We start from the raw sequence: 445 nt of genomic DNA, 5'->3' as shown, positions 1-445 counted from the left end.
GGTAATCAACAGCACCTGCTTGCCCGTCTCCTGCCAGAGTTTCAGCAGCAGGGTTTGCATCTGGTCGCGGGTGAAGGCGTCCAGCGCACCAAACAGTTCGTCGAGTAATAACAGCTGGGGATTCGCCGCCAGCGCACGAGCAATCCCCACCCGCTGACGTTGACCACCGGAAAGCTGCCAGATGTAGCGTTTTTCTGCGCCTTCCAGCCCCACTTTTTTCAGCATCTGGTGCGCGATTTCCAGTCGCTGCATTTTCTCTATACCTGCCAATTGCAGGCCGAACGCCACGTTGTCCTGTACATTGCGCCACGGTAGTAGCCCTTCATTCTGAAAAACTACGCCACGCTCTGCTCCCGGTCCCTCAATACGCTTACCCGCCAGTTGAATGCTGCCATGCTGATAAGGCACAAAACCGGCAATCAGATTCAGCAGGGTGGTTTTACCG

Annotated in this window: 1 protein-coding gene; it reads right to left on the bottom strand. The window is 55.7% G+C overall.

What is annotated here, in order from left to right:
* The coding region (locus tag K0039_RS25445) for an ATP-binding cassette domain-containing protein (protein WP_228106909.1) at positions 1-445 on the bottom strand (445 nt) is incomplete at both ends.

It is taken from the genome of Terrisporobacter mayombei, assembly GCF_020748465.1.
Lineage (GTDB): Bacteria > Bacillota > Clostridia > Peptostreptococcales > Peptostreptococcaceae > Terrisporobacter > Terrisporobacter mayombei.
This window is presented reverse-complemented; position numbering and strand designations above follow the sequence as displayed.